Annotated in this window: 16 protein-coding genes and 3 pseudogenes; 13 read left to right on the forward strand and 6 right to left on the reverse strand. The window is 61.7% G+C overall.

Annotated elements, in window-relative coordinates; genetic code table 11:
• Positions 1 to 6 precede the first annotated feature (6 nt).
• Entirely contained in the window at positions 7 to 639 is a 633-nt protein-coding gene (gene maiA / locus AC0KW6_RS16805) for a maleylacetoacetate isomerase (RefSeq protein WP_474035452.1), read from the forward strand.
• A gap of 176 nt (positions 640 to 815) precedes the next feature.
• Here the strand turns inward: maiA and argE are convergent, their stop codons facing one another.
• The 4 genes from argE to AC0KW6_RS16825 form a co-directional block, all read right to left on the reverse strand.
• Positions 816 to 2,009, reverse strand: a complete 1,194-nt coding sequence (gene argE / locus AC0KW6_RS16810) for an acetylornithine deacetylase (RefSeq protein ID WP_474035446.1) — start codon at positions 2,007 to 2,009, stop codon at positions 816 to 818.
• Positions 2,006 to 3,496, reverse strand: coding sequence for a tripartite tricarboxylate transporter permease (locus AC0KW6_RS16815; protein ID WP_474035447.1), 1,491 nt, complete (start codon positions 3,494 to 3,496; stop codon positions 2,006 to 2,008). Before AC0KW6_RS16815 ends, argE begins: the two co-directional genes overlap by 4 nt.
• Positions 3,497 to 3,509: 13 nt before the next feature.
• Positions 3,510 to 4,007, reverse strand: coding sequence for a tripartite tricarboxylate transporter TctB family protein (locus AC0KW6_RS16820; RefSeq protein WP_323779049.1), 498 nt, complete (start codon positions 4,005 to 4,007; stop codon positions 3,510 to 3,512).
• A gap of 90 nt (positions 4,008 to 4,097) precedes the next feature.
• The gene (locus AC0KW6_RS16825) at positions 4,098 to 5,072 is read right to left on the reverse strand and encodes a Bug family tripartite tricarboxylate transporter substrate binding protein (protein ID WP_474035448.1); all 975 of its coding nucleotides are present in this window, start codon (positions 5,070 to 5,072) and stop codon (positions 4,098 to 4,100) included.
• A gap of 127 nt (positions 5,073 to 5,199) precedes the next feature.
• Between AC0KW6_RS16825 and AC0KW6_RS16830 the strand changes: the two genes are divergently transcribed.
• On the forward strand, positions 5,200 to 6,111 hold the full coding sequence (locus AC0KW6_RS16830; protein ID WP_323779046.1) for a LysR family transcriptional regulator: 912 nt from the start codon (positions 5,200 to 5,202) through the stop codon (positions 6,109 to 6,111).
• Here the strand turns inward: AC0KW6_RS16830 and AC0KW6_RS16835 are convergent.
• Positions 6,099 to 6,565 (reverse strand): annotated as a pseudogene (locus AC0KW6_RS16835) (transposase); the annotation flags it as partial. The gene AC0KW6_RS16830 and the pseudogene AC0KW6_RS16835 sit on opposite strands and share 13 nt — an antisense overlap.
• Before the next feature lie 493 nt (positions 6,566 to 7,058).
• Here AC0KW6_RS16835 and AC0KW6_RS16840 point away from each other — a divergent pair.
• The 5 genes from AC0KW6_RS16840 (at position 7,059) to AC0KW6_RS16860 (ending at position 11,251) form a co-directional block, all read left to right on the forward strand.
• Positions 7,059 to 7,238, forward strand: coding sequence for a hypothetical protein (locus AC0KW6_RS16840; RefSeq protein WP_474035449.1), 180 nt, complete (start codon positions 7,059 to 7,061; stop codon positions 7,236 to 7,238).
• 153 nt (positions 7,239 to 7,391) lie between these two features.
• The gene (locus AC0KW6_RS16845) at positions 7,392 to 8,009 is read left to right on the forward strand and encodes a paraquat-inducible protein A (protein ID WP_323779042.1); all 618 of its coding nucleotides are present in this window, start codon (positions 7,392 to 7,394) and stop codon (positions 8,007 to 8,009) included.
• Positions 7,976 to 8,611 (forward strand): paraquat-inducible protein A, encoded by a 636-nt coding sequence (locus tag AC0KW6_RS16850; RefSeq protein WP_323779041.1) that lies wholly within the window; start codon positions 7,976 to 7,978, stop codon positions 8,609 to 8,611. Before AC0KW6_RS16845 ends, AC0KW6_RS16850 begins: the two co-directional genes overlap by 34 nt.
• Positions 8,608 to 10,692 carry an MlaD family protein gene (locus tag AC0KW6_RS16855; RefSeq protein WP_323779039.1) on the forward strand — a complete coding sequence of 695 codons (2,085 nt, stop codon included), beginning with the start codon at positions 8,608 to 8,610 and terminating at the stop codon, positions 10,690 to 10,692. The genes AC0KW6_RS16850 and AC0KW6_RS16855 overlap by 4 nt, the downstream gene beginning before the upstream one ends.
• 1 nt (position 10,693) lies before the next feature.
• A complete protein-coding gene (locus AC0KW6_RS16860) occupies positions 10,694 to 11,251 on the forward strand; it encodes a PqiC family protein (protein WP_323779038.1) in 558 nt (185 codons plus the stop codon).
• Between the two features lie 299 nt (positions 11,252 to 11,550).
• Here the strand turns inward: AC0KW6_RS16860 and AC0KW6_RS16865 are convergent.
• Positions 11,551 to 11,760 (reverse strand): annotated as a pseudogene (locus AC0KW6_RS16865) (IS256 family transposase); the annotation flags it as partial.
• A 194-nt stretch (positions 11,761 to 11,954) separates the two neighbouring features.
• Between AC0KW6_RS16865 and AC0KW6_RS16870 the strand changes: the two are divergent.
• The 6 genes and pseudogenes from AC0KW6_RS16870 to AC0KW6_RS16895 all read left to right on the forward strand — a co-directional run.
• Positions 11,955 to 12,785 (forward strand): metalloregulator ArsR/SmtB family transcription factor, encoded by an 831-nt coding sequence (locus tag AC0KW6_RS16870; RefSeq protein ID WP_323779036.1) that lies wholly within the window; start codon positions 11,955 to 11,957, stop codon positions 12,783 to 12,785.
• Positions 12,786 to 12,827: 42 nt separating this feature from the next.
• Positions 12,828 to 13,826 carry an ArsJ-associated glyceraldehyde-3-phosphate dehydrogenase gene (locus AC0KW6_RS16875; protein WP_323779034.1) on the forward strand — a complete coding sequence of 333 codons (999 nt, stop codon included), beginning with the start codon at positions 12,828 to 12,830 and terminating at the stop codon, positions 13,824 to 13,826.
• The gene (arsJ, locus tag AC0KW6_RS16880; RefSeq protein ID WP_474035450.1) at positions 13,823 to 15,115 is read left to right on the forward strand and encodes an organoarsenical effux MFS transporter ArsJ; all 1,293 of its coding nucleotides are present in this window, start codon (positions 13,823 to 13,825) and stop codon (positions 15,113 to 15,115) included. The genes AC0KW6_RS16875 and arsJ overlap by 4 nt, the downstream gene beginning before the upstream one ends.
• Positions 15,112 to 16,131 (forward strand): ACR3 family arsenite efflux transporter, encoded by a 1,020-nt coding sequence (gene arsB, locus AC0KW6_RS16885; RefSeq protein WP_323784432.1) that lies wholly within the window; start codon positions 15,112 to 15,114, stop codon positions 16,129 to 16,131. Before arsJ ends, arsB begins: the two co-directional genes overlap by 4 nt.
• Entirely contained in the window at positions 16,128 to 16,550 is a 423-nt protein-coding gene (arsC, locus tag AC0KW6_RS16890; RefSeq protein ID WP_323784430.1) for an arsenate reductase (glutaredoxin), read from the forward strand. Before arsB ends, arsC begins: the two co-directional genes overlap by 4 nt.
• A 91-nt stretch (positions 16,551 to 16,641) precedes the next feature.
• A pseudogene (locus tag AC0KW6_RS16895) lies at positions 16,642 to 17,096 on the forward strand (IS5 family transposase); the annotation flags it as partial.

Below are 17,096 nucleotides of genomic sequence, written 5' to 3' on the forward strand. Positions count from 1 at the left end.
ATGCCGTTGGGCGACGCGATTCTTTACGACTACTGGCGGTCATCAGCCAGTTACCGCCTGCGCATTGCGCTAAACTTGGCAGGGATTGAATACACCACTGAACGGGTCGATCTAGTGAAGGGCGAACACAAAAGCCCCGAACATCTGGCCCGCAACCCGCAAGGTTTTGTTCCGGTCCTGGAAATCGACGGGCTGCGCCTGACCCAGTCCCTGGCAGTTCTCGACTATTTGGACGATACCCGGAACCTCGGCTTGCTGCCCAAGGACCCAGGTCTGCGTGCCAGGGCACGGGCGCTAGCCCATTCGGTGGCCGTGGACGTGCATCCGGTCTGCAACCTGCAGGTGGCCAAATATGCAACCCAGCTCAGCGGCGGCGCGGCCGGCATGCCCAAGGCGTGGATGCAGCATTTTATCCGTCCGGGCCTGGAAGCCTTCGAGGCACTGCTGACCGACTTTGATCAAGCCCCTTTTTGCATCGGCGACACACCAGGCCTCGCCGATATCTGCCTTATGCCGCAGCTTTACAATGCCCGCCGCTGGCAAGCGGATTTCAAGGATATGCCCCGGATCTGCGCTGTAGAGGCAGCCTGCGCGGCGCACCCTGCTTTTGCCGCCGCGTATCCGGATCAGGTGCGCTGACTGGCCCAAGGTGCAATGTCGCCACTCTTCATCACAGGCTTTGCCGGCCGCAAAGTCTTCCTGCGTAGCGCCCCAAACTTTGCCAAGCATCCCGCAAAAGCAAAGATCCAAGGCAAAGGGCGGAGCATTTGCCCCGGCCCTTCTGTTCGCTTGCACTCTGACTGTCCAAGCCAAATTCAAGCCGCACTCAGGCGCGCGGTGAGCCCGCCCAGGAACTCCAGACAGCTCTCGATCTGGCTGATCTCGACGAATTCATTGGGCTTGTGGGCCTGGTCAATGGATCCGGGGCCAACGATGACTGACGGAATGCCGCCGATCTGTTCGAAGACGCCGCCTTCGGAGCCATAGGACACCTTGCCGCCATAGGCGGGCATCAGACCCGCCAAGGCCCGGAACCCGGCGCTGTTGCGGGCATCGTTCATCGCAGGATAGGCAAAAATACGCTGGAACTCGATGCCGCAGCCGGGCGCCCGCGCCTGCATCTCGGCGTTGATCTCGGCGGTGCTTTCGATCAGGGTCGCCATTTCGCCCTCGGGATCGTTTTCGCCGATCGAGCGCAACTCGAAAGTAAAGCTGCAATGTTCCGGCGTTACGTTGGTGGCAACTCCGCCGGAGATCATCGTCGCCAGCAGGGTGGCATGGGGCACGGTGAATTCGGCGTCAAACGGCCCCTCACTTTCATACCGGGCCGCCCGTTCGGTGATCAGCCCGAGTATCTGCCCGGCATATTCAACCGCGTTCACATGGCTCGGCGAGAAGGAGGAATGCCCGGAGGTGCCGGTCACAACCGCACGCATGGCGATCTTGCCCTTCTGGCCAGTGACCAGCTTCATGTTCGAAGGTTCACCGATGATGGCGAACTCTGGCGGCACCGGCAGCGCCGCCAGGTGGCGGGCGATATCCGGCGCCCCAAGGCAGCCGATTTCCTCGTCATAGGAAAAGCAGAGATAGAGCGGCCTCTGCAGATCCGCGTCGGCTATGGCCGGTGCGGCGGCCATGACACAGGCGGCAAACCCCTTCATGTCGCAGGCGCCGCGCCCGTAAAGGCGCCCGTCGCGCTCATCCATGGCAAAGGGCGGCGTGACCCAGGTGTCCTCATCGGCGGGCACCACATCCGTATGACCCGACAGCACAATCCCCGGCTGTTCTTCGGGACCGAACCGCGCCACCAGGTTCACCTTCTGCCCGGTTGCGTCGGGTAACAGGGTGATCTCTGCCCCCAGTTGCCCCAGATACGCCGCCATATAGTCGATCAGGGCCCGGTTCGAGTTTTTCGACACGGTGTCAAATCCGATAAGCTCCCGCAGGTGCTCTTTGGCCTGTTCCAGTTGCGGATGGCTGGGGGTAATCGCTCGTGCAGGCTGGCTCATGAGATCAGGGCCTTTCGGTCTTTGGATTTCTGGATTTCGCGTCGCACGGTCAGGGCCACCACAAAAGCAATCAGGGCGGCAAACACCCAGGTGATCGGGGAGGACAGGAGAATGCCCGGCTCTCCGCGCGACAGCGCCATCGCCCGGCGCAGGTTCTCTTCGATCATCGGACCCAGAATGAAGGCGATGAGAAAAGGGGCGGCCGGGATGTTCAGCAGGAACATGGCAAAGCCTACGCAACCCATCACCAAGAGCACCGTCACGTCGAACATGCTGGAGGAGATCGAGTAGATCCCGAACAGGCACAGGAGAAGCACAGTCGGCGTCAGCAGGGTCTGCGGAATATGCGCCACATAAGAAAACATCCGCATGGTCAGCTTGCCAGCCCCGAACAACAGTACCGAAGAGAACAGCATGCCGATGAACAGCATGTAAATCTCGTGCATGTTGGTCTGAAACAGCAGCGGACCGGGGGTCAGGCCCTGGATCATGAAGGCGCCCAGCATCACGCCGGTAATCACGTCACCGGGCACGCCCAGCGCCAGGAGCGGGATCATGGTAGCCCCGCAGGCGCCGTTGTTGGCGCTTTCGGAGGCAGCGATGCCTTCCAGCTCTCCCTTCCCGAAGTTCTTGCCGTTCTTCGAGCTCCGCTGCGCCTCCCCGTAGGAGAAAAACGCCGCCGCCGAGGGACCAATGCCCGGGATAGCGCCCATAATCACGCCGATGGAACTGCCGCGCAGGATCGACTTCAGCGAGCTGAGGAATTCGGCGCGGCTGACCTTCTGATCGCCCAGCTTGGCGGTCTCTTTGTCAGGCGCCGCCCTCATAACGATCATCTTGATCAGTTCCGGCAGCGCAAACAGGCCGATCAGCACCGGGGCCACCGACAGTCCCGCCTGCATGTCATCGGTAAAGGCAAAGCGGAAGGAACCGTACATGTCCTCTCCGGCGGTGGCCAGAAGCAGCCCCATGGCGGCTGATACCAGCCCCAGCAGCAGCGAATTTCCGGACACTCCCGCAACCGTGGTCAGGGCAAAGAGCATCAGCATGAAGTATTCCGGTGGCCCCACGTGCAGCGCCAGCATCGCCAGCGGCGCGGCGAGGAAGATCAGCGACAGGTTCGAGATGAAATCGCCGGTGACCGAAGAGTAGAGCGCCATGTTCAGCGCTTTGCCCGCCTTCCCCTGCTGCGCCAGCGGATACCCATCAAGTGCGGTGCATGCGGCCGAGGCGGTGCCCGGTGTCTTGATCAGGATGGCCGAGACGGAGCCGCCGTAGGTCGAACCCTTGTAGAGCGCGACCAGCAGCAGGATCGAGGGCACCGGCGCCATGTAAAAAGTAAACGGCAGCGCCAGCGTAACCGCCATGGTTCCGGTCATGCCCGGAATGGCGCCGATGATTACGCCGCCCCAGATACCGGCGACCATGATCAGGAGGTTTTCAAGAGTGGCGACCGCCTGCAGGGCGATCAGAATGTCATTCATCATTTTGTCAGTCCCTTCAGATCCCGATCGCCGTGGTTAACAGCCCCTTGGGAAATTGCGTGCCCAGCGCCTGCTGAAAGAAGGCCAGAAGGAGCAGCGGCCCGAGGATGGAGATCGCTAGCGCCCACAGGACGTGGCCGCGTTCTCCGGTCAACAGGATGCACAGGCCGGTCAGGGCCATCGCCGCAATGGGAAAGCCCGCCAGCGGCACCGCCAAGACAAAACCTGCAAAGGCAGCTGCGGCGCCCAGCGCCCGTAGCACCATGGTGGCCAAAGCGGCGCCATCGGTCTTGATCGGAGACTCGTCAGGCACGCCGCGTCCCAAAAACGCCTGGATAATGGCCAGCAAGCCCAAGGCAGTTCCGATAAGCGCCACCAAGCGCGGCCACATGTCGGGCGGCGGGGCGAATCCGGGAATGAATGCGGGACGCGGCACATAGACCGGGATCAGCACGGCGGCCACAAGGGCAAAAAAGGCTGCGATCAAAAGGCCGCGAAAGAGAGGTTTGGTCATCGCTCGATCTTTCGCTGAGGGAGGAGCAGCCCCGCCGACCCGATTATGGGCGGGGCCGCTCCGATCTTATGAGTGAAGGACGGTTCAGGCTTATTCAGCCGGCAGGTAGCCGAACTTCTTGGCCAGGCCGTTGAACAACTCGTACTGCGTCTTGGCATAGGCGGGCATGTCCACGGCGCCCACGGTCGAGATCGAACCGCGGCGCTCGGCCAGGGTCAGCCAGGTCTCGTCGGTGGCCACCTGGCCCAGCACGTCCTGCCATTTGGCGATCACGTCTTCCGGCAGGCCCTTGGGCGCATAAAGCGCGCTCCAACCGGTGACCTGACCGGCCTGCTCATAACCCAGCTCGGCCGCCGTCGGGACCTCGGGCAGCTTGTCCATGCGCTTGGGGGCGAAGACCATCAAGGGCTTCATGCTGCCGCTTTCGATATGCGGCATCAGCGAGCCGGCTGAAATCGCCAGGAAGTCCACATGGCCGCCCAGCAGCGCGGTCGCCAGAGCGCCACCGCCCTTGTAAGGCACCAAGGTTGCGGCGGTCAGCGGGTCCAGACCGGCGTCCGACAAAAGCGACTGAACGGTGAAACCATCGATTGCGGTCGCCCCCGAGGCGGCATAGGACATGCGGCCCTTGGCCTCTTTCACCGCGGTGATCAGCTCTTCCACGCTGGTGTAGGAGGCGTCGCCCTTCACCGCGAGGATCATCGGGCTGGCTTCCAGGCCTCCTACAAAGGTGTAAGCATCCCAGTCGACCGAAGCCTGCGGGTTCACAGCCGGGGTCAGCGCCATGCCAACACGGGCCAGAAGCATCGTGTAGCCGTCCGCATCGGCTTCGGAAACGAAGCGCGCGCCGTTCATACCGCCAGCGCCGGGCTTGTTCACCACGGTCACCGGCTGGCCCAGATAGGGCTTCGCGCTTTCAGAGAGGGCGCGGCCGGCCAGATCTGAGGCACCGCCGGGGCCATAGGGTACCACCAAGGTCACGGCCTTTTCGGGATAGCCAGCGGCCATGGCAACGCCAGCGGCCATCGAGAAGGCCAGAGCAAGGCCAGAGATAAGTTTTTTCATGGTATCCTCCCACAATGCGGCCGGGAGCCCGACCGGAATTCACGATGAGGTTCCTGTTCCACAGTATTCCAATATTGACAAGGATTGCCTGCAGTATGCTAAAAATGAATACTGAGGGAGCATCAAGATGATCAAGCTGCGGGAACTCGAGGCCTTTGATGCCTTCATGCGCCTGGGCAGCGTCCAGGCTGCCGGTGAAGTCTTGGGGCTTGGCCAGCCTGCCGTCAGCCGCCTGCTTAGCGCCCTTGAAGAGCACGTTGGGTTTGCTCTTTTCCTCAGAAAACGCAACCGTTTAGCACCAACCCCCGAGGCCTTCCAATATCATTTGACGGTGCAGCGCGCCCTGGCCGCTATGCGCGACATCGAAGAGGAAGCGGCCGCCATCGCCAATAAGCAGCTAGGCCATCTGGTGATCGCCGCCCAGCCGGTGTTCTGCGACACCTTTCTTCTGGATGCCATCGCTGTATTCCGCCGTAGCCACCCAGGCGTCAGCATCCGCCTGGTCGATGTCGGCATGGAGGAAATGATGCGCATGATCGCCGAACGCAGCTGCGACCTGGCGCTGGGAATCACCCTGGAAGCCGAGTCCTTTGGCGCCACTGCACGCACCCTGGCCCGCTGCGAAGCGCGCTGCATTCTGCCGGTGGATCACCCGTTGAATCAGCCGGGTGAAATCCCCCTGCCCCGCCTGCGCAGCGAGAGCTTTGTCGATCTTGCCCCAGGCAGCCCGCTGCGCACACGGGTCGATTACCTTATGCAGACCATCGACGTGCAGCGAAACATCACCGCTGAGATGCGCAATCTGCGCGGCGTGGTCAAACTAGTGGAAATGGGGCTGGGCCTGGCCATCGTCGATCCGGTGGCCTGCCGCCTGCTGGACCCGCTCCGGGTGCTGGACCGGCCGCTCCTGCCGTCCATCAGTTGGGACATCGCTCAGTTCACCCCCCGCGACCGCCCCCTCAGCGCGGTGGGACAGGCGTTCTCGGACGTGATCGCTACCGAAATCGCCCGCCTGCGCAACCAGGGCCTAGTGGTTTGAGCTCGGACTGCCGCCCCGGCGGTGACGGTCTTACATGACTTGGCGTTCTTGCGCGGTGGAATGACGGCGTGGGCCCCGCGGTCCGCGATGGCATCGTGGCATTTGCGTGTGTCTTAGGCGCCGTCCGCCGTAACGCTGGCGACCTGCTCGTCAATAGCGATCTGGCCGAGCGGACCTGGTAGCGCTGGCGCGTCACCGAGATCGCTCCCGGTAACCTCGACCGCCCGGACCTCCAGCGTTTCTTCGTCGATCCCGAGGTGCATCTGGCGCCAGACCCGTCGCTTGGGGCCACGTAATGGGATGTTGACGGCGAGCGCTTCTGTCGGCCAGAGAGCGTGCTGAAGTCGGGCACCGACCAGTCGAGGACGACAAGGTGCAGCAGGCTTTCAACGAAGCCCGTCCTCTGCCGCAAGGCCATACCGAACAGCTCCTTCATCGTCAGGCCTGCCTGTATGAGGTCGATGTGGTAGCTTCCATCACCGTGCCGAATATAGCTAATCTGTCCGCCCTCAATAATCGCGTCGGGGCGTCACCCTTGATCTCAATGGCAAGATGTCATGCCCTTCTGCAAGAATACTGCAAAGCAGAGTGCAGCCTATACACGCCGCTGCAACTTTGATCGAATGGGTGTGGATCCGGATCGTGTTTCCAACAAATTCGACCTGTTCGGCCTTGAGACCCGCTGGTAGAAAATCCCGCCGTGAAAAGTATGGCGCCATCGGCAACCTCTTTCTGAGCTGATCGAAATTTAGCCTGAGGCACGTCAGCGCTGCGCCAATTCTGCGCCAGACCCAATTTCGCATGTCGGTTCACAGTTCAGTAGATAGGGACCGTTTTACAGCGGCATCTCCGTACTCCGTCCACCAACTCACCATTCAAGTCGGTTGCCGCTCCACTATGAAAGTGATACTTTTGCCTATAGCCAAAAAACATGCGGAAAATTGGAGATGCCCGACTTCGACAACGCGGCCGAAGCTCTCGCCAGGCTTTATGTCCGCGGCTTCGGCGGCAAAGCCTCGGGCCGCTACAAGATCCCGCAAAAACTACTCCAGGAACTTTGCGGAAAGCGTCGGTTTTATGAGGAAGACATCACGACGCTGCCGCGTGTGCTGCTAGAGAAGGGCTAAGTCCTGATTGATATGGTCAGTTTCTCGTGATTATGAGCGCCAATTCCTTCGCAAACTACAGGCGGGCCGGCAAGGAAGTGCTGCTGTCACTGGCCGCGGCAGAGTAACTTCCGACCCGCTGCGGGCTGCGCTGATTGTCCGGATGGGGGTGACATGGATACAGAACAGCTCATTGCCTGCCCCGTTTGCGACGTGCTGCACCGCGATCAGAACGTCGCAGCGCACACGGTGGCCAGATGCGCCCGCTGCGGCACTGTGCTGGCGGCCCCCAGATCCGGCGCCATGACCCGGATCGCGATGCTGTCGCTGACTGCACTGATCCTTCTGGCCGCCGCAGCAGGTTTCCCCTTTCTGGAGCTCAAGGCCCAGGGCCTGTCGCACCGGGCCTCGGTTCTGGATGCGGTGCTGGCGTTTTCGCGCGGGCCGATGGCGCCGCTGTCGCTGGCGACCGGCCTACTGATCGTGCTGCTGCCGGCCGCGCGCTACGGCGCGCTGATCTATACCCTGGCGCCGATGGCCCTAGGCTGGCATCCGGCACCGGGCGCCGAGGCCGCCTACCGCTGGGCGGAGCGGCTGAAACCCTGGGCGATGGCCGAAATCTTTATCATCGGGGTGGCGGTGGCGCTGGTCAAAGTGTCCGGCCTGGCACAGGTCGGACTGGGGCCTGCCTTCTGGGCCTTTGCCGCGCTGCTGGTGGTGACCATCCTGACCGACAGTTCGATTTGCAGGCTGACCGTATGGAAAACCCTGAAGACGCGCCGCAGTTCCTGACCGCAACAAACGCAGGGCTGGCCGGCTGCCGCGCCTGCGGCACGGTCAATTCCCGCGGTGCAAACGCCTGTTCCTGCTGCGGCGGCAGCCTGTCTGAACCGGGGCCGCACAGCCTGCAGCGGGTCTGGGCCTGGCTGGCCGCCGGCATAATCGCCTATGTTCCCGCCAACATCTACCCGATGCTGCGCACCACCGCCTTCGGCCGCACCTCCGAGAATACGCTGATCGGCGGCATTGCCGAATTGTTCGGCCACGGCTCGTACGCTGTTGCCTTCATCGTGTTCTTTGCCAGCATCGTAATCCCGGCCGCCAAGTTCCTGGCCATTGCCTATCTGGCGGTTTCGGTCCGCAAACCGGGCGCGCTGGGCCGCCACGGACGGCAGGTGCTGTATGAGGTGGTCGAATTCATCGGCCGGTGGTCGATGATTGACGTCTTTGTCGTTGCCATTCTGACCGCCCTGGTTCAGCTGGATTTTGCCGCTGCCGTCACACCGGGGATTGCAGCGGTCAGTTTTGCATTGTCGGTTGCCTTCACCATGCTGGCAGCCCAAAGTTTCGATCCGCGCCTGATCTGGCAAGCGGAAGAGCGAGAATATGAATGAGCCTGCCTGAACCCGCCCCGATGACCGTCTCCGCGCAGCGTCTCTCGCCTTGGCGAAACCTTTCTTTGGTCTGGTTGGTGCCGCTGGCGGCGTTGGCTGTTTCGCTCGGGGTCGCCTGGAAGGCCTATAGCGGTCGCGGCGTGCTGATCAGCATCACCTTTGAAAACGCCTCCGGCATTGCCGCCAATGAAACGACAGTGCGCTATCGTGACGTTGTGATCGGCCAGGTCGAGGACGTGGGGTTTGCCGAGGACCTGAGCAAGGTTGCCGTATGGGCCCGCATCGACAAGAAAATTGCTCCCTACCTGGATAAGGATGCCGCCTTCTGGGTGGTGCGCCCGGAAGTGAGCGCGCGGGGCATCTCAGGCCTCAGCACCGTATTGTCCGGAGTTTACATCGAAGGTGCCTGGGATCAGGATCGGGGTATCCCCGAAATCAGCTTTGAAGGCGCTGATCGGCCGCCGCTTGTGCAGCCAGGCCGTGGCGGGCAGCGGATCACATTGCGCACCAACGACGGACGGATGATCTCTGAAGGCGCACCGGTGCTTTTCCGCGGTATTGAGGTTGGCCAGCTGGAACGCCCGCGCCTGACGGTCAGCGGCAACAGTATCGTTGTCGATGCCTTTATCGAGGCTCCGCATGACCGGCGGATCAATTCCGCGACGCGTTTTTGGGACACTTCCGGCTTCTCAGTTTCTATTGGCGCCAGCGGGCTGTCGCTTGATGTGGACAGCATTGCCTCACTGGTGGCCGGCGGGATAGAGTTCGACACCGTGTTCGATGGCGGCCGTCCAGTCAGTGCCGGCGCTGTTTTCGACATTCACCCTGACGAAGCCGCGGCTCGCCGCACCGCCTTTGCCCCCGCGCTGACAGGCGGCGTCGCCGTTTCGGTTGCCTTCGGCGAGTCGGTCGCGGGCCTGACCAATGGTGCCGCGGTCAAGCTAGGCGGCGTAAAGGTCGGCGAAGTCAGCAGTCTGAACGCCGCTATTCAGAGCGGCAGTGAGGAGACCGAGGTTCGCCTGATTGCCAAGCTGCTGCTTGAACCGTCGCTGATGGGCCTACCACCCGGGGCGGGAGAGGCTGAGGTTCTGGACTTTCTGGAACAGGCGGCAGCGGGTGGGCTGCGGGCCCGGCTGGCTGCTGCCGGGCTGTTCAGCTCTGAGCTGATTGTCGAACTGGTCACCTTGGAAAAGGCTGAGCCTGCACTGTTCAATCGCAACGCAGACCCTTACCCCGAGTTGCCTACTGCGCCCTCAGATCTGCCCGATTTCACTGCAACCGCAGAAGGCGCATTGGAGCGTATCAGCGAGCTGCCTGTCGAAGAGCTGATGGCGCAGGCAATCGCTACTCTGGCGAGCATCGAATCCCTGGCCTCTGCCGACAGCACCCGCCAAGCGCCTTTGGCGGCGGTGGCGCTTCTGGAGGAAACCCGGGCGCTGGTCGCGGATCCGGAGACCCAAGCGCTGCCCGGCGAGCTGCGTGCAGCGGTGGCTGACCTTCGCGCAATTCTGTCTGAGTTGCAGCAAGGCAGAGCGGTGGCCAACCTGACAACAGCACTGGAGCAGGGCGGCCGGGCTGCTTCCAGCCTCGCTGCGGCATCGGACGAATTGCCCGCGCTGGTCAGCGACTTCCGCTCCCTGGCGGCCAAAGCCAATGCACTGGAGGCCGAAGAGCTCGTCCGCTCCGCCAGCCAGCTGTTGAAAAGCGCCGACAGCATGATCGATTCCGAGGGCGCCAGGGCGCTGCCCCCGGCCCTGACCAGCGCGCTGGATGAAATACGCCTCACCCTGGCGGCGCTGCGCAGTGGCGGGCTGTTGAGCAACGCCAATGCCACAATGGCCTCTGCCCGCGGCGCTGCCGACGCTGTGGCGGCCGCAGCTGAAGGGTTACCGGCTCTCTCCGCCCGGCTGGAAAGGCTGGTTGCACAATCTGAGGCCTTGATCACGGCCTACGGCGCCCGCTCAAACTTCAACTCCGAAACGCTGGATGCCCTGCGGGAGTTCAAATCAGCCGCACGCTCGGTCTCCCAGCTTGCCCGTAAGATTGAACGTCACCCGAATTCCCTTTTGTTTGGAAAGTAAGATGATAAAAGCCCTGTCTTTGACGCTGCCCCTTATTGTGTTGGCAGCTTGCGCTCCGGCCAATGATGCCCGTTACCTGATCTCTGCTGCCCCTGGCGAAAAAGTAGCCAACCTGCGCTCCCGGACGATCGAGGTGCGGCTGATCTCTCTCCCCTCCTATGCCGCAGCGTCTGATATCGTCGCCGAAGGCGACGGCGGCGCCCTGTTCGCGCTTCGCGGCGCACAATGGGCCGATGACCCGGCCCGCGGCATGGCCACCGCTCTGGCTCGCGGGCTGAATGAACGAACCGGTGCCTCCGCCGCAATTGAACCGTGGCCGCTGAACACTGGCCCCGACGCGCGTCTGGATGTGCAAGTGGATCAGGCCTATGCGCGGGCTGACGGAGTTTTCGAACTGTCAGGCCAGTTTGCGGTTTCCTCGCCCGAGGGCACAGTACGGGAATTTGTGAAGCGCTTCGACATCCGGACACCGGTCAGTGGTCACGGACCATCCGCAACCGCAGATGCACTCGCCAAGGCCCTGGCAGAGCTCGCCCGGCAGATTGCATTGGCAATGTAATAGCCTCCTGCGCGCAGATTGTATGGAGGCCACCTCAGCAATAAAAAAAGCTTCCATTGCTAGCGGTCCGGTGGGGAGGTGTTATTTACAGGTAAGCTTCATTTCCAATCCGGTTGATAATCTTTAGCACATTTTACCCACAGCAGTCTTCCAGACGTGATCGTCAGACTTCCGAATAACCGCTGGAGAGCCATAGCAAACAGGATCGTGGCCTCCCCGCTAAACGGTGACCAGTGTTAAGGGGAGCCAACGTTTGTTTGACGCCGGGCGCCTCTGTCAACTTCAAAAAGGGCGCTGCAAAGCTGCCGATTTCGCTGACCGTAACAGTACCCCTTGGCCCGCTCTTCACCGCTGACATAGCGAAGGCGGCCAGGGAATTCGGCCAGTTCCTCTTCGAACATCGCCTCGATGGCGGCGCGGACATTAGCCCGATGGCAATCCCAGATCGAATCATATCCCGAGGCGTCGGACAGTGGCGAAAGGGACGCGCTGCCGATATTCTGCTTCATGGTGTGATCTCCTTGGCGGTTGCAGCCGCCGGTAGGGCGGGAGGCAGTTCACCCGGAGTTTACGCCACATTCAAATTTCCACCATTTCCAAGACACGACCAGCAATTCGGCGAGGTCGAAGAGAGAGAGAACAAGGAACTGCGACAAGAACATTTCCTCTTGCGTGGATGTTATATTTCGATAAAACGGGAATCATGGAAAAAGAGATTCCCCTCCGCCTCGCTGTCTTGGGGCACCCCCAGCGCCTTTCGGTGTTCCGGCTGCTGATGCGCCGGTATCCTGACCATGTGCCCGCTGGGGAAATCGCTTCGGCGCTGGACGTAAAATCCAGCACATTATCGTCATATCTTTCTGCTTTGATGCAGGCAGGGTTGGTGTCGCAGACCCGCGAAGGCACCTGGCTTTACTATCGGGCTGATATGGGCGGAATCCGGGAAACACTGGATGCGCTGTTGCTTGACTGCTGCCGGGGACGTCCGGAGCTGTGCCTGCCTGTCCAGCCTGGCCCGAACCCAAAGGACCCATCCATGAGAGACCCGCGATTTAACGTGCTGTTTATCTGCACCGGTAATTCTGCCCGTTCGATTTTTGCCGAAACGCTGCTGCGCAGTTTTGGCGGCGAGCGGTTCAATGTGCACTCTGCAGGCACCAAGCCGTCTTCCGAACTCAACCCCTTTGCCATCGAAGTCCTGCGCGGGAAGGGGCATGATGTGGACAGCCTACGCGCCAAGAACGTCAGCGAGTTCATCGGCAGTGCCGCGCCCGAGTTCGATTTCGTCTTCACGGTCTGCGATCAGGCCGCAAACGAGGAATGCCCCGCTTGGGAAGGCCAGCCGATATCCGGCCATTGGGGCATGCCTGACCCAGTCAAGGCCGAAGGCAGCGATGCCGAGAAGAGCCTCGCCTTTCAGCAGGCCTATGGCACACTCAAGAACCGGATCCTGGCATTTGCAGCTTTGCCGATCGCCGAGCTGGACCGTATTTCACTGCAAAAAGCCGTGGACGACATCGCTCTGAACCATTGACCGGCCCTGCGGCCAGGCCGCCCTGCAAACAAAGGAAAGACCATGACTGTATACGCGTTGAACGGCCTTGGCCGGATGGGAAAGCTCGCCCTGAAACCGCTGCTGGAGAGCGGTGCGCAGATTGCCTGGATCAATGATGCGGTGGGCTCGCCCGAGATGCACGCGCATCTGCTGGAATTCGACACGGTCCACGGCCGCTGGCAAGCTGATTTTGCCTTTGATGAGAACAGTGTCACCATCGACGGCATTCGCCTGCCGGTTCACTGCGAAAACCGGATCGAGAAGCTGCCACTGGAAGGCGTGGATGTGGTGATTGACTGTACTGGTGTTTTCAAAACCGAAGCCAAGCTGGCGCCCTATTTCGATGCTGGTGTGAAAAAGGTGGTGGTCTCCGCCCCCGTCAAGGACGGCGATGCAGCCAACATCGTCTATGGCGTGAACCAGGGCACTTACGAGCCTGGGCGTCACCGCATCGTGACTGCTGCCAGCTGCACCACCAACTGCCTGGCGCCGGTCGTGAAGGTCCTGCACGAGGCAATCGGCATCAAGCACGGCTCGATCACCACGATCCATGATGTGACCAACACCCAGACCATCGTCGACCGGCCCGCCAAGGATCTGCGCCGGGCGCGGTCGGCGCTGAACTCGCTGATCCCCACGACCACGGGCAGCGCCACGGCGATCACGCTGATCTACCCGGAGCTGAAGGGCAAGCTGAACGGCCATGCGGTGCGGGTGCCGCTGCTGAACGCCTCGATCACCGACTGCGTGTTCGAACTGAAGCGCGAAACCAGCGCTGAAGAGGTGAACGCCCTGTTCAAGACCGCCGCGGATGGCCCGCTGGCAGGCATTCTCGGCTATGAGGAACGGCCGCTGGTCTCCGCGGACTACACCAACGACACGCGGTCCGCGATTGTGGATGCGCCCTCGACCATGGTTGTGAACGGCACCCAGTTGAAGGTCTACGCGTGGTACGACAACGAGATGGGCTATGCGCACCGGCTGGTGGATGTGGCCCGCATGGTGGGTGAAAGCCTGTGACATCTCCCGGCCCGAAACCCGAAGGCGGCCCGCCGAGCGGGCTGCGTGCCTATGCTGCGGTCACGGCGTCGTATTGGGCCTTTATGCTGGCCGACGGCGCCCTGCGGATGCTGGTGCTCCTGCATTTCCACACGCTGGGTTTCAGCCCGGTGCAGCTGGCCTATCTGTTTGTCCTGTATGAGGTTGCGGGCATGGCGACCAACCTCTCGGCCGGCTGGATCGCGGCCCGGTTCGGGCTGACAACGACGCTCTACGCGGGGCTGGGCCTGCAAGTGGCGGCGCTGGTGGCACTGGCGCAGCTGGACCCGAACTGGCAGATTGCCGCATCGGTGGCATTTGTCATGGCGGTGCAGGGGCTCTCGGGCGTGGCCAAGGATCTGGCCAAGATGGCCTCCAAATCCGCCGTCAAGCTGCTGGCGCCCAAGGAGGGCGACGGGCTGTTCCGCTGGGTAGCCGTGCTGACCGGGTCCAAGAATGCGGTCAAGGGGGTCGGCTTTCTGCTGGGTGCGGGTCTTTTGGCAGTGGCGGGATTTACCTGGGCGACCCTTGGCATGGCTGCGGTGCTGGCGGTGATCCTGGCTGCGGTTCTGGTCTCGATGCCTGCTGGCCTGCCGCGGGGACGGAAGGGCGCGAAGTTTTCCGAAGTGTTTTCGAAATCCGCCAACATCAACTGGCTGTCGGCGGCGCGGGTGTTCCTGTTCGGCGCCCGGGACGTCTGGTTCGTGGTTGGCATTCCGGTCTATTTCTACGCCGTTCTCTCCGACGGCAGCGAAGCGGGCAACCGCGCCGCATTCTTCCTGATCGGCACCTTCATGGCGGTCTGGATCATTTTCTACGGCGCCATACAAGCGTCGGCTCCGCGCCTGCTGAAGGCCGCATCCCGCAGCGAGGGCGACCTGATCGCGGCCGCCCGGACATGGGCCGCAATGCTGGCCGTCCTGCCCGCCGTTCTGGCCGTGGCCGTTCTGGCCGCGGGTCAGCCTGCGCCCTGGCTCACGGTGGTGCTGGTTGTCGGGCTTTTGGTCTTTGGCGGGCTGTTCGCGGTCAATTCCTCGCTGCACTCCTACCTGATCCTTGCGTTCTCCAAGGATGAGCGGGTCACCATGGATGTGGGCTTTTACTACATGGCGAATGCGGGCGGGCGCCTGTTGGGCACCGTGCTGTCCGGCCTCACCTATCAATTGGGCGGGGTGGCCGCCTGCCTGGGAACCGCAGCGGTGATGGTGGCGCTCAGCGCGCTGGCTGCCGGGCGCCTGTCTTCCAACCCCGAACAAGAGGCTCTGTCATGAACATCTTCGAGAAATACCTCAGCCTTTGGGTGGCCCTGGCCATGGCTGCGGGTATTGCGCTTGGCAATGCGGCGCCCGCGGTGGTGGATACCATCGCCGCGGCCGAGGTTGCCAGCGTCAACCTGGTGGTGGCGGTGCTGATCTGGGCCATGGTCTATCCGATGATGATCGGGGTGGATCCCTCCAGCCTCAAGGACGTGGCCCGCCAGCCCAAGGGCCTGGCCATTACGCTGGTGGTGAACTGGCTGATCAAGCCGTTCTCCATGGCAGCGCTGGGTGTTTTGTTCTTCGAGGTGGTCTTTGCCCCGTTCGTGCAGCCCGGTGATGCGCAGCAGTATATCGCGGGCCTGATCCTTTTGGGTGCCGCCCCCTGTACCGCAATGGTCTTTGTCTGGTCTCAGCTGACCAAGGGGGACGAAAACTACACGCTGCTGCAGGTTTCGGTGAACGACCTGATCATGGTGTTTGCCTTTGCGCCGATCGTTGCCTTCCTTCTGGGTGTCACTGATATCGAAGTGCCCTGGAGCACGCTGGTCCTGTCTGCGGTTCTGTTCGTGGTGCTGCCCCTGGCGGCGGGCCTTTGGACCCGTTCTCGCTTGGGCAGCGAGGCGCGGATCACGGGTTTTCTTGCCCGGATCAAACCCCTTTCGGTCATCGGGCTGATTGCGACTGTTGTCATTCTGTTCGGGCTTCAGGGGCAGGTGATCCTGGACCGTCCGGCGGTGATCGCAATGATTGCAGTTCCGATTCTAATCCAAAGCTATGCCATCTTCTTTGCCGCCTATGCTGCTGCTTACGCCATGCGGGTTCCGCACAGGATTGCGGCCCCTTGCGCCCTGATCGGAACCTCGAATTTCTTTGAATTGGCTGTGGCTGTGGCAATCAGCCTTTTTGGGCTTCACTCCGGCGCGGCGCTGGCGACAGTCGTGGGCGTACTTGTCGAGGTGCCGGTCATGCTGACGCTGGTGGCCTTTGCAAACCGGACCCGGGCACGCTTTCCGCGGGCAGGTTCATGACCATTGTAATTTACCACAATCCCAATTGCGGCACGTCACGAAATGTTCTGGCGTTTATCCGCGCTGCGGGTGAGGAGCCAGTTGCCGTCGATTATCTCGAAACTGGTTGGACACGTCCGCAACTCATAGGCCTCTTCGCCGCCGCGGGCTTGACCGCTCGGGAGGCGCTGCGCATAGACCGCTCGCCAGCAGAAGAACTCGGCGTCTGCGATGCAACCGTGGACGAAAATGCGCTGCTTGATGCCATGGTTGAACATCCGATCCTGGTGAACCGGCCCCTAGTCTGCAGCCCAAATGGAGTTCGTCTTTGCCGCCCATCGGAAACGGTTCTAGATCTCCTGGATCAACTGCCGCCAGGTCCGCTTGTTAAAGAGGACGGCGAAATGGTGATGGACAAAAACGGAAAGCGGCTCGCGTAATCACTCCAAAAACAGCAATGCTCCTTAGGGTCAGGATGCATTGATTTCCGCCGCACTGCATGATTCACGGCTCGGAAAATGGAGTTGTGACATGAGCGATCTTTTCTGGCTGACCGACGAGCAGATGGCCAAGCTCACCCCCTTTTTCCCGAAGCCGCATGGCAAGCCTCGGGCCGATGACAAACGGGTGCTGAGCGGGATTATCTTCATCAATCGCAATGGGTTGCGCTGGCGAGATGCCCCCGACGCCTACGGGCCGCACAAAACGCTCTACAGCCGGTGGCAGCGTTGGAGCGAAAAAGGTATCTTCGCGCGGATGATGGCCGGGCTGGCCGCCGAACACGGCGAGAAAAAGACGGAAATGATCGATGCGACCTATCTGAAGGCACACCGCACAGCGATCAGCATGGCCGCGAAAAAGGGGGGCGTGGTCGCCTGATCGGTCGAACCAAGGGAGGTGTGAACACCAAGTTGCATGCCATTTGCGACAGCCAGGGCCGACCTCTCAACCTGTTCGTGACCGCCGGGCAGGTGAGCGATTATATC

Source organism: Leisingera sp. SA215 (assembly GCF_055902035.1).